The following is an 11,547-nucleotide window of genomic DNA, read 5'->3' as shown; positions in this document are numbered from 1 at the left end:
TTATGACATACGTAATTATTCATGCCTTGGCGCCGATTTTTGTCATTATGCTGCTGGGCTTTTTTGCCGGTAAGGCAAAAATGGTCGATAACCAGAACGTTTCATTACTCAACATCTTCGTGATGGATTTTGCACTGCCAGCGGCCCTGTTCGGTGCCACCGTACAAACGCCTTGGGCGGGGATCGTCGAGCAATCGCCGCTGATCGTGGTGTTGGTGCTGGCGATGTGGATCACCTATGCGGCGATCTATTTTACCTGCACCGGGATCTTCCATAAGTCTCCGCAGGATGCCGCGGTGCTGACGCTCACCGTGGCATTGCCCAACTATGCCGCGCTTGGCCTGCCGATCCTCGGTAGCGTGCTGGGGGAAACGCCGGGAACCTCGCTGTCCGTGGCGGTGGCTATCGCCTGTGGTTCGGTACTGATGACGCCGTTCTGCCTGCTGATCCTAGAGCGTGAAAAGGCCCGTGCGGCCGGCGGGGTTCAGGGTTCCAGCCTGGGCATGTTGCCGGTGCTGATGTGGCGCTCGGTGAAAAAACCGATCGTCTGGGGGCCGCTGCTTGGGGTGGTGCTGTCGGCGGTAGGCGTGCATATGCCTGAAATGGTGCTGGCCGCGATCAAACCGCTTGGCCTGTCGGCCACGGCGACGGCTCTGTTCCTGACCGGGGTGATCCTGTCTGCCCGTAAGTTGCAGATCAACGGCCCGGTGCTGCTGTCGAGCGTGACCAAACTGTTAATCCAACCGTTTATTGCCTGGGGGCTGGTGCTGGCCTTGGGCCTGCACGGCAGTGTAGCCATTACCGCTATTTTGATGATCGCCCTTTCTGCCGGTTTCTTCGGTATCGTCTTTGGTAACCGTTTTGGCGTGCAGTCGCCGGATGCCGAAGCCACGTTACTGATCAGTTCCGTGTTGTGTATCATTACCTTACCGCTGTTTATCACCCTGACCTCAGGGATGTAACTGGAGAAGCCGATGATTCGCCCGCATGACCTGATTTGGATTAGTGACCGTGCTGCCCTCAGTGCCGATCAGGCGTTGCCGGAGTGGGTTGGCCAGCAGTGGCGCACTTCATTACCGTTGGTAGTACGGCGCGATGTTCAGGATAGCGGGCGGATCCCGGTGGGGATCCGGGGGATGAAACGCAGCCAGCGCGCCGCAGCTTGGGTTAGCGCAGAGGCTATCCGGCGCGTAGTGACGCCGGAGTCTTTGGTGAGTGAGCCGCTGGCATTGTTGCACTCGAGCTTTGTTTCCCAGCCTCCAGTGCAGGCGCTCATAATGCTGGCTCAGCGGTCTTGGCCGTGGGTCTGGGGCGTGACCGGCAGCTGCGGTTACGCGCTGGCGACCGAAATCCCGGTGATGCATGCCGACAGCGATCTGGATCTGTTGGTTCGCTGCCCGCAGCCTGCCAGCCTTGATGAGTTGCAGCGACTGGCGCAATGGTTGCAGACGCTGCCTTGCCGCGCCGATGCTCAAATAGAAACACCGCTCGGTGGCTTTGCCCTGAGCGAATGGCTGCGGGATGGGCGAGCGATGCTGAAAACCGCTGAGGGGCCGTTGTTGACGACGGATCCATGGGCCAGCTCTCAGGAGGCTTGATGAAGATTTTATTTACCTTTCCCGGTCAGGGGCCGCAGGTGCCTCAAATGCTGCACCAACTGCCGGCCAATGAAACAACCCAGCGGTTGTTAAGCGAGGCCTGCGCTGTTCTTGACCAGGATGTACTGGCGTTGGACAGCGCCGAAGCCTTACAGAAAACCCGGGCAGTGCAGCTGTGCCTGCTGATAGCCGGTGTGGCTTACGCGCGGGAATTACAGCAACACGGGGTCGAGGCTGATTTTGTCAGTGGGCTATCCATCGGCGCTTTTCCGGCCGCGGTGATCGCCGGGGCCTTGGCATTTCCCGATGCCGTCCGGCTGGTGGCGTTGCGCGGCCAGCTAATGGAGGAGGCTTACCCTGCGGGATATGGCCTGGCGGCGATTGTCGGTTTGCCGTTGCGGCAGGTGGAAAGGCTGATAGCAGAGGTCAATAGCGCTGAATTACCGGCCTATCTGGCCAATATCAATGCCGAAGACCAATTGGTTATCGCGGGTAGCGAAGCCGCTATGGCGCAGGTCATGGCGTTGGCAAAAACCGCCGGTGCGGCGAAAACCCAGCGTTTGGCGGTGAGTGTCCCTTCCCACTGTGCCCTGTTGGCACAACCGGCGGAAAAGCTGGCGCAGGCTATGAAGCAGGTAACCATCAATCGGCCGCAGGTTGCGTATCTCAGCGGCAGTACCGGGCGCGTGTTATGGCAACCGGAGCGAATTGCTGACGATCTGGCCTTCAATATGGCCCGCACCGTGCGCTGGCATGAGGCGATGGTGGCGGCCTACGAACGGGAAGTCCGTCTGGCGATCGAAATGCCGCCGGGCGCGGTATTAACCGGCTTGACCAAAAAAGTGATGGAGCAGGGGGAAGCGCTGTCCCGCTGCCAACTGGGCCTGAACGCGGTCTGCGGCATTGTCGCCAAATATCGGCGCGATTAAACCGGCCCTTCACCGCGAGCGTACATGCGGCCTTCCGCCGTCAATGCCAGCAGGTTCGGATCCTGCTGCTGGTTACGATTGAACACCAGCGCGATGGTTTGGCGCATCTGGTACTGTTCGCACAGCGGCAGTAATTTCAACGTGTGTTCATACATCTTCTTCATCCGCCCAGGCACCAGCGTGTAGCCCACCCCGGCCTGCACCAGGCTGAGCATTGAGAAAATATCATTCACCCGGGTGACGATTTCCGGTTCAAAACCGGCAATCTGAAACGCTTCGCTAAAGCCGTGGTAGGTGGCGAAGCCTTCGGTCAGGGAGACAAACTTCTGGCTGCGAAAGTCTTGCAAGTCTGCCGTGCCATCGCTGTTTAGCGCCGAGGCTGCCGGTGCGGCAAGATAGATATCATCCTCAAACAGCGGCAGGATCTCAAAGCGCAGCGGATCGATTTGGCTGTCGGAAACCGAAATCAGGATGGCATCCAGCAATTGGTTCTCCAACTGGGCCAGCAGATCCTCATTCGATCCCATCGTCAGGCTGATCTCCATGGCCGGGCGGCGCACCTTCAGCCCCATGATCAACCGTGGAATGGTTTCCAGCGTCAGTGAGTAGAGCGTGCCGATACGCATGCGTTGCTGGCCAAACCCCGCCTTCAACCGAGTTTCTTCGATACCTTTGTAGGTGAGATCCACGATATCGCGTGCGTATTCTGCCAGCGTAAGTGCTGCGGGCAGGGGCAGCAGGTTGCGCCCTTTATGAATAAACAGCGGGCAGCGAAAGCCCTCTTCCAGGGTATGTAACGCACGATGCACGCTAACGCTGCTCAAGCCAAGCTGTTCTGCGGCTCGGCCGATGTTTTCCTTCTCCATAAACGCCAGAAAGATTTCCAATTTTTTCAGGGTGATTTCGCTGTCGATCATCGGCTCAGGCTTGGGTAAGGGCTAAGAAGTGTCATGATAACAACAATTGCCCGTCCATAGCAGGCACCAAGAGCCTTCCCGCTTCCCAAGTGGAGGGCGGACCGTTATATTGCGCCACGAATTATTGAACAACTTTGCGAGCGCTCACTGAGTTAGCTGCGAATTTAAGGTTAAACTCAGTCTTATACACCGCTCAGGAGGGCATGCTATGGATTACGAATTTCTGCGTGACGTAACCGGTCAGGTGGTAGTCAGATTTTCGATGGGGCATGAGGCCATCGGCCATTGGATTAACGAAGAGCTCAACGGTGATTTTAACCTGCTGGACCGTATCGAAGCCGGTGCGGCAGGGGTCAAGGGCAGTGAGCGTCAATGGCAGTTGGAAGGCCACGAATACACGTTGCTGATGGACGGTGAAGAGGTGATGATCCGCGCCAACCAGTTGGAGTTCGAAGGCGACGAAATGGAAGAGGGGATGAACTACTACGACGAAGAGAGCCTCTCTTTATGTGGCATCGAAGACTTTCTGACGGTGCTGAAAGCCTACCGCTCGTTTATGCTCAACTACTGATTATCCAGACGGGCGCAGGATGCTGCGTGGGATCTACCCGGATATTGCGTTTGTCAGCTGTAACTCGTGGAGCATTGAGAAAGGTATTACCACGCCCACCGAAGAGAAGGCGGGCCTGAAGCAGGATCTGATGGCTAATGCCCGCCAGCGGGTGCTGCTGGCAGATAGCAGTAAATACGATGTCTCTGTGTGACCCCGCTTGCCAGCCTGACGGATATTGTCACCGACAAGGCCTTGCCAGAGACGGCTCAGCGGCAACTAGCCGATCTACCTTGTGGTTTGCATTTGGCGTAACGTGGTTTGATTCAGGACCCTCGCCAATTCCCATGTTGGTCCATGCACTTTCAAGCCGTAGTGCTAAGCTGTAAAGAGGTTATCGTGCGGCGCCGGTTAGCCGAACGCGGCGGTTGAGCACGACCTTATTTTGGCATTTGACACTCAGCATGGAACGTTATGGATATCAATAGAGCTCAGGTTGAACAACTATTTAGTGAAACGATAGATGAGGAAACACTGAGGGCGACGGCTGGAGATATTGCTCTGCCACAGCGTCTTTCCTGGCTTTATGTTATGGCTAATGTACGGGAAGATCCGCTTGAGGATCGATACCTGGATGCGCTAGATGCTTACGATACAGCGTCAAGAGATCGGGTAGCTCCATGTATTGACCCCCTGTATGCCGAAAGCGCTCGCCGACTTGCCTATTTTGGTATTCGGGTTGATCGGCAGGGGCTGGCAGCAGATATTATTTCGTTGACGAGGCATATTGCGATGGGGCTGGAGTGGCACGATCTGAATTTCGATCCCGCACAGCCGCATTTTATGCGCCATGAGTTTCTTCAGCCTTGCCTGACGGGGGCAACCTCGCTAGCGAAGGTTTGTGATGTACTGGCCGTCGCATGCATTCGTTGCAGTAAAAACCAAGCGATTGTCAGTATTGATGGAATGCAGGTGGAGGTGCAAGTCGGTGATGATAGCTTTGCCGATTTGCAGTGGGAAGGTGACACTCGTAGTGCCGCGCTCAGCCTTCGAGCGAACGATCTGCGCCATTTGACCGCCAATGAGGCTCTTGAGCTGAGTCATGAACTTGGGCACTGCCGTCATCATTTGGTCGCGGAACATCCTGCCGGTGATTATGGCCTGCCTTTCTGGGATACGGAATTGCCCGCTTTCCGTGAAGAATGGACATTATGTTCACGGCTTACTCCTAATCTCAGTACTCGAGCTTGGGCTCTTGAGGCGATCAAACAGTCAGTGTTTGCTCTTTTCCCCCTGCTGGTCCCCGTGATGGGGAGTAAGGCCGCTCTTCATCAAGCGGTGAAACAAAACCCTGTCTATTGCCATACGCGAAAAGAGGCTGACTGGCTATTATGCAAATCGCCGCTATTTGTGTGGAGTGGTGTCCCCTACGTACAGTATTTCCTTAGCCTTGTGCGATTTTTATTGGAGACCGGTCCATACGATGACGTGTTGGCTCAGGGCCTAATGCGTTGCGAAACGCGATTCTCGCTTCATGCTGGATGATAAGTGGCCGCATCGTTGATCAAGCTGCTTTCCGCCAGTATCGGCATGGTGAGTAATGTTTCCAATGCACTGCCGGTAGCAAGCAGGGTTCTATCATCAAACAACGGGCCAACCAGTTGCATTCCCAAGGGCAAACCGCAAGAGGCCAGGCCAATGGGGAGATTTAACGCAGGGTTACCGGTAACGTTAAACGGAATGGTTTGCGTGGGTACCACGTTGGCTGGTGGTGGCCAATCGGTGCCAAACTCGCTGAAGGCAGGTGCCGGCCGTAGCGTACTGGGGAATATCAGCAACTGATAATGTGGGAATATGCGGGTGTTCAGCCATCCTGTCAGTTCGCTGCGTAAGCGTTGTGCATCCAATAGCTCTGCTGCTGAAATTGTCGCGCCAGGTAGCACGCGTTGATAGGTGAACCGCCCGAAATCCTCCGGCCTTTCGCGCAGACTTTGCTGGTGAATAGCAAAGGATTCGGCAGTCATGATGATCCTGCCGCAGGCGTTGAATAAGTGGTAATCCTTAAATTGAATTTCTTCAACGGTGGCACCGGCATCGCGCAGTAACGCCACGCTATTATCCATTGCTGCGAGTAATTCCGGGTGTGTATATGGGCTGTCCGTCAATAGGTGGCGCGGCCAAGCGACGCGGAAATTACGCCAGTTGATCGCGGGTGGATTAACAAAATCAAAGGTGACATTACAACCTGTAGGGTCATGGGGATCTTGACCTGCGATGACTTGCATGACGTATGCGCAGTCGGCAGCATAGCGTGTTAGTGGGCCACAGTGATCGAGCGACCATGAGAGAGGAAATACCCCATATCTGGATACCAGGCCAAAGGTCGGTTTGAAACCGGTAACGCCACACATGCAGGCTGGGCCTCGGATGGAACCACTAGTATCTGAACCTATGGCTACTGGAACCAGTCCTGCAGCAATCGCTGCGCCAGCCCCTGATGATGAGGCTCCGGTGAAATGTGCAGGGTTCCACGGATTACGTGCTGGGGGAAAGGGGAGCTCAAGACTGGGGCCGCCAAGGGCAAATTCGTGTGTGGCCAGTTTGCCGAGATAGACCCCGCTACCTGCTTTCAGTTTCTTCTCTATTGTACAGCTGTGTGGCGCAATGTGGTGCTGCATGATTTTCGAGTGACAGGTCGTTGCTACACCAGCAACATCGAAAATATCTTTCAGTGCGTAAGGGATCCCGTGTAGTGGTCCCCGGTCATGCCCGTTAGCCAATTCGTCGTCGGCACGCAGTGCGTCGCGGCGTGCCCGCGTCGGGTCTACCTGAATAAATGCTTTTATATGCGGGTTAAAACGCGCAATGCGTTCCAGAAAATAGTCAGTTAATTGCACCGCACTGATTTGACTATTGCGCAGGCGCCGGGCCAACTCGGCCAGGGGCAAAGTGTGCAGAAATTCACTCATGGCACGCCTTATAACAATCAACGGTTTTCAACGCATCGAAGCCGTTTGCGGGTTCCGCCTCGGCATGTTTCACTACGGCGAGCAGGGCGACGGCCTCGCGGATTTCGTGCGTACAGCGTATGGCACCCGCACGATACGGTATTGGTACCGCGATCCCTAACAGCGTCATGTAACGTTCGAACAGGATTTCAGCGTCTTCCATCGGTTATCTCTCCTCATCGATGCCAGCTTGCTTGGCGTTAGTAGTGAACCAGGAAGATGCAAGCAGTGCGTTGCGAAAACTCTCATCTACGTTTGCTGGCAAAATAAACCCCAGTTCTTTATTGGTGGCCTCGACAATTTGCGGCCAGGAACGGCCATCTGCATTCAAGACGCAATGATGAAGCGCGGCGAGATAACGCTTATCTTGCGCCAGGTGTCTTTCTAATGGATACCTTAGTGCAGGGGGGAGAGCTTGAATCAATCCGCGTAAATTCAATGGGCCAGGCCAATGACCATAGAGGCCATCATCTATAGGCCGTGTGGCCGGTGGTTTAGGGGCAATATATTCCGGCCGCTGTTGCTGCAGTTTCAGCAACAGCGGTACCACGATGGCCAGAGTACGTTTCATTTCTACTGGTGATACCTTGTCCGAAGTATCGCCAGCAGTGTGGTTGAAGCGATCGCCGATATGACAGATTTGGATTGCTGGGCTATTGCGACTGTGATCGCTGTGATTCATAAACAGCGCATGGTCGGAAAATCCGTGGAAAGGAATACTGAGCCATTTCCCGCCACTATCCGCAGTCTGTAAAAAAGCCTCGGCGGCACACTCTTCAGCAAGTAAGCCCAAAGATGAGGACAGGCGCTGAGGAGGGTGTTCGATACAAAGTGGTGAGCAGCACAGAGTTTGATTTTCTCCGACCATATCGAGATTGATTACCGCGAGTGGTGCAGGGCGGTGACGATAATGATGTTGCAATGCAGCCACACCCAGGAACTCAGGCCCCCAGATGAATCGAAGAGTGTAACGAAGAGGTGGCGAGGCATCGTTTTTTTGTAGTTGGCTGATGAGTGCTGCCGTTTCCAACAGGGCACTGATCCCTGATGCGTTGTCGTTGGCACCCGCTCGCGAATGGCAAAGGTGGGCGGTTAGCCATATTTCATGCGTGGTATCGCACCCAGGCAGGCAAGCCGTCACCACTGGCATGGCGGCGGTGTGATCCAGGCAGATTTCTGCTTGCGCGCAGCAATGGCGGCGGGCCGCTGTTTCCAAATGCCTCATTTCTTCTGGCGTAGCGCTAAAAGCAAACAGGGAGCTGCCCGGAGGTAGTTCAATTCGGCCACGGAAACTAACGTTTGTTTGCCGATCGTGGCAGGCAGGGGCATCGGTGATAAAACCAGCAGCCCCCGCCTGAGCCAGGAGCAATGGCCAATCTTGTTGGCGATATTGCTCGCTGGGAATGACCAGGACCTTGCCTTGCCATTCGCTTTCTTCGGGCGTCGCCAGTGTGAAGTGCTGCTGGTTTACGGCACAGGAATATGTGGCAATGGCAAACGCGTGCTGTTGATGGTCAATCAACAAATTATCGGCTGCCGGTACGTGCAACCAGGCTTGTAGTGGGGTCCAAGCCAGTGGAGCAGTAAAGTGCCACCAATGTTGTTTGCCATCAGCAGGAAAATGTAGCGTTTCTACCTGTCGCAAGTCCCGTTGCTGTGCCGCCTCCGCGACCCATTTTGCCGCTTGTTCAATGCCTAGTGACGCTTGATAACGGTCAAACTTTCCAAGAGCATCAATGGGTTGCATAAGGCGTGAGGTGCTGCTGTGTTGCAGCACCCAGGCCACCTGTTGGGCAGTGAACATACGCATCCCCCAATATCAGTAGTTATCTGAAAGCTTTTCTTTCATTTTCAACATATTGGATGCTGATAGCAGGATAGAGCCGATCAGGAACAATCCTCCCATGATGCGCAGCACTTCGTTGGTCGTTATCGTATTTCCCCAGGCTCCATAAGCGGCCAGAGAGAAAGGGATAAACATTTTGAAAATACTGCCAGTAATGCCATTGATTTTGCCCAGATCTTTCGCTGGAGCCACCACCAGTCTGTAAGTACGGACACAGACGATATAGATGGAGAACAAAAAGGATTCGCAGAACAGCAGGATGCCTAGCGTTACGATATTGAGATGTATGCTGATCAGTACATAGGCCAGACCAATGAGTGGGATGGAATAGACCAGTACCTGGATCACGCCAACGCGTTTTTCAACCCGATCGGAACACCAGGAACCCATGATTGCGCCGATACCCCCCGCGGCAAATAATAGGCCGACTTGAAAATCAGAAAGGTTGAGCTGCGATTTGGCGTAATACATCACGGCAATTTCAGAAACGACGACAATCGCGTTGGCAAACGATGTCCACCAAGACAGGATCCATAAATTACGTAATCCATACAGCGCCTTGAAACCGTAAATGATATCGGGAATAAAGGGTTTGTTTTCCGCTGGCGGGGTGCGGCGAAAACTGAACACGCTCAGTAATAAGGCAATAAACAGCAAGGCATAGGATAAACTCAGTGTTTGCGTGTAAGTGAGTAATAACAACATACCGCCGATAATGGCTGGACCAGCACTGTCGAAGACATTGGTCACCATGTTATTGTATTTGTTATATATAATGAGTCGATTTTCTGGTAACGCTACTTTTGATTGGACGATCAGAGAATTGTTGGCAAAATAGGTCATTCCCATGAGCATGAATACCAATAAAAATAGCAGATGTTGCGAGCTGACACCATTCAATGCCAACAGCATGACCACGACTATTTGCCCTAGGGTTCCGCCGATAAAACCTTTTCGGCTACCAATACGATCGACGAGGGTACCAATAATAAAGCCCAGGACCAGAAAGGGAAGATATTCAAACAACCGTACATGGCTCATCAGATCGTTTGACTGTGTTAATTGGAACGCCCAAAGCGGCAGCACGAAGTAGATAATTTTCTCAGCGATGGCTTTGAGGGCGGTAATGAGTAAAAGTAGCGTCATTATGCCGGCTCCATCCGATAAAAATGACGGATAAATGCTTGATCCTCCAGATAGATCGGCAAGGGTGTGGTACAGAGCAGTTCAGTGAGTTCCCTGCTGAGCGGCGTGGCTGGCACATGCTTGCTACATGACAGTAAAAAGGAAAAAAAGCGTTCCTGCCCTTCCAGCATCAGAATACGTCCGCGAGTGACCAAGGCGCGCTGTGGATGGCTGAGTTCGTCCTTAATGCCTTCCTGCAACGTCATTTTTTTCCAAAGGTTGCGCAGATCAACCAAAGGCTCCCCACTGATGGCTACGCCCATACTGACCAGTTTAAACATCATTGATTGGCACATAGGCGCTTCTCCAAGTCATCTTCATGTTGATAGCAGGCAAAGATTTCATCTTGCATGTCATAGTAGAGGAAGCAGAGGTAAGCCATATCGTCCACTATCTCCTGCTGTTGCTGATGAGATAATAAGGGGATCAAATTGAAATAGTGCTGAGTGAAATCAGCATGTTCTCCTTGCATATTGATGCGGGCATGGCTGAGATGACTATCACGGATTTTGTGAAACTCTGGAGTATCGGGAATGCACTCAGAGAACGCCATCAGATCATCATCATCGCCTTCATAGAAGAACAGGCTGGCGAAGAATGAATGAGGTCTGCGAAGTGCCATATCCTTCAGAAAATCCATATAGGCCAAAGTAGAAGGCAGGGGAGATGAAGCATACAGTTGCTTCTCCTGCCAAGGCGTATCGCTAAATGCCTTGGCCATAATACGTTCGTGAAACAATTCTTCCTTTACAAATTCTTGTGCTAACTGCTGGAGTGCAGCTGGCAGTGGATCGGCTAGGAAACCAATCAGAGAAGAGACGGCTAGTCGGGTGACGTGAAAGTATTCCAATGTCCAACCGAGCAAGAGGATGCGATGTTTTTCGGGTTCCAACATGGCTTGTGCCAGTGGTGTTTCACCCCGTTGGAGTAGCCATTGATTATTGACCAAGTTGTATAAACGGTTGTAGAACTCACTGCCAGAACAACCTGTATCATTGGTCGTGATATCTTGTTCAGGGAGTTCAAAAGCCAGGTTGTTTTCGAGTAGGTACTCATAGAACTGAGCGTTTTCTTGATTGCAAGCCTGAGTTAGTTGAACAGGTCCTGTTATCAATTTATTCAGTTGAGTAACTGCATTGCGATACTTTTCATCATCGTCGAAAATAAGCTCATGAGTTTGCAAGAAAACTGACAGCTGAAGGACTCGATCCCTTTTGTTTTCTTTTATATGAACATAGTCAGGTAAAGAAATCATCGAAGATACCTTTGAATGGAGTTAGGATTAATGGAAGCAAGGTTGTAAGGTTCAATGGTGCATGCGCATGCACCATTGAACCTACCACGATTACAGAGCTGCGTTGGCGCGGCGTACTTTCTTCAATTTTTTCGCTTTCATGTAAATTTCTCCATTAAAGTGATTATCTATTTTCGGGATTGCTGCGCAATCTTTCAGGATAAAAAATTGGCAACGGATAGAGTCTTATCACAGTGTCATGTTCTGTCAATGAAAAGTT

The 11,547-nt window shown here is 52.8% G+C and carries 12 protein-coding genes and 1 pseudogene; 6 read left to right on the top strand and 7 right to left on the bottom strand.

Annotated elements, in window-relative coordinates:
• Nucleotides 1-2 precede the first annotated feature (2 nt).
• Genes KGP16_RS21715 through mdcH form a run of 3 tightly spaced genes read left to right on the top strand, consistent with a single transcriptional unit; the run spans nt 3 to nt 2,527 of the window.
• Nucleotides 3-962 (top strand): AEC family transporter, encoded by a 960-nt coding sequence (locus tag KGP16_RS21715; protein WP_021179701.1) that lies wholly within the window; start codon nt 3-5, stop codon nt 960-962.
• 12 nt (nt 963-974) lie between these two features.
• Nucleotides 975-1,598, top strand: a complete 624-nt coding sequence (locus KGP16_RS21710; RefSeq protein WP_223500324.1) for a malonate decarboxylase holo-ACP synthase — start codon at nt 975-977, stop codon at nt 1,596-1,598.
• Complete coding sequence (mdcH, locus tag KGP16_RS21705) at nt 1,598-2,527, top strand: malonate decarboxylase subunit epsilon (protein ID WP_021806263.1); 930 nt, start codon at nt 1,598-1,600, stop codon at nt 2,525-2,527. The genes KGP16_RS21710 and mdcH overlap by 1 nt, the downstream gene beginning before the upstream one ends.
• Here the strand turns inward: mdcH and KGP16_RS21700 are convergent.
• Nucleotides 2,524-3,444, bottom strand: a complete 921-nt coding sequence (locus KGP16_RS21700; protein WP_024484333.1) for a LysR family transcriptional regulator — start codon at nt 3,442-3,444, stop codon at nt 2,524-2,526. The genes mdcH and KGP16_RS21700 overlap by 4 nt on opposite strands.
• Nucleotides 3,445-3,652: 208 nt before the next feature.
• Between KGP16_RS21700 and yacL the strand changes: the two genes are divergently transcribed.
• From yacL to KGP16_RS21685, 3 genes and pseudogenes are all read left to right on the top strand, one after another.
• On the top strand, nt 3,653-4,015 hold the full coding sequence (yacL, locus tag KGP16_RS21695; RefSeq protein ID WP_223500322.1) for a protein YacL: 363 nt from the start codon (nt 3,653-3,655) through the stop codon (nt 4,013-4,015).
• Between the two features lie 10 nt (nt 4,016-4,025).
• Nucleotides 4,026-4,309: pseudogene (locus tag KGP16_RS21690) on the top strand (DeoR/GlpR transcriptional regulator); the annotation flags it as partial.
• A 159-nt stretch (nt 4,310-4,468) separates the two neighbouring features.
• Nucleotides 4,469-5,539, top strand: coding sequence for a hypothetical protein (locus tag KGP16_RS21685; protein ID WP_094981438.1), 1,071 nt, complete (start codon nt 4,469-4,471; stop codon nt 5,537-5,539).
• Here KGP16_RS21685 and KGP16_RS21680 read toward each other — a convergent pair.
• The 6 genes from KGP16_RS21680 to KGP16_RS21655 are packed head-to-tail and all read right to left on the bottom strand — an operon-like array spanning nt 5,527 to nt 11,288.
• Nucleotides 5,527-6,963 (bottom strand): amidase, encoded by a 1,437-nt coding sequence (locus tag KGP16_RS21680; protein WP_223500321.1) that lies wholly within the window; start codon nt 6,961-6,963, stop codon nt 5,527-5,529. The two genes, KGP16_RS21685 and KGP16_RS21680, sit on opposite strands and share 13 nt — an antisense overlap.
• Nucleotides 6,956-7,165: a hypothetical protein gene (locus KGP16_RS21675; RefSeq protein WP_021179710.1), complete on the bottom strand. Its 210-nt coding sequence runs from the start codon at nt 7,163-7,165 to the stop codon at nt 6,956-6,958. Before KGP16_RS21675 ends, KGP16_RS21680 begins: the two co-directional genes overlap by 8 nt.
• Nucleotides 7,166-7,168: 3 nt before the next feature.
• Complete coding sequence (locus tag KGP16_RS21670; protein ID WP_223500320.1) at nt 7,169-8,779, bottom strand: DUF4910 domain-containing protein; 1,611 nt, start codon at nt 8,777-8,779, stop codon at nt 7,169-7,171.
• Between the two features lie 42 nt (nt 8,780-8,821).
• Nucleotides 8,822-9,994: an MFS transporter gene (locus KGP16_RS21665; RefSeq protein ID WP_094981441.1), complete on the bottom strand. Its 1,173-nt coding sequence runs from the start codon at nt 9,992-9,994 to the stop codon at nt 8,822-8,824.
• Nucleotides 9,994-10,317 (bottom strand): hypothetical protein, encoded by a 324-nt coding sequence (locus KGP16_RS21660; protein ID WP_021179713.1) that lies wholly within the window; start codon nt 10,315-10,317, stop codon nt 9,994-9,996. Before KGP16_RS21660 ends, KGP16_RS21665 begins: the two co-directional genes overlap by 1 nt.
• Nucleotides 10,314-11,288, bottom strand: a complete 975-nt coding sequence (locus KGP16_RS21655) for a hypothetical protein (RefSeq protein ID WP_094981442.1) — start codon at nt 11,286-11,288, stop codon at nt 10,314-10,316. Before KGP16_RS21655 ends, KGP16_RS21660 begins: the two co-directional genes overlap by 4 nt.
• Between the last annotated feature and the right edge of the window lie 259 nt (nt 11,289-11,547).

Origin of the sequence: Serratia sp. JSRIV006 (assembly GCF_019968685.1) — a bacterium.
GTDB classification, from domain to species: domain Bacteria; phylum Pseudomonadota; class Gammaproteobacteria; order Enterobacterales; family Enterobacteriaceae; genus Chania; species Chania fonticola_B.
The sequence above is the reverse complement of the archived record's forward strand: the minus strand, read 5'-3'. Positions and strand labels throughout refer to the sequence as shown.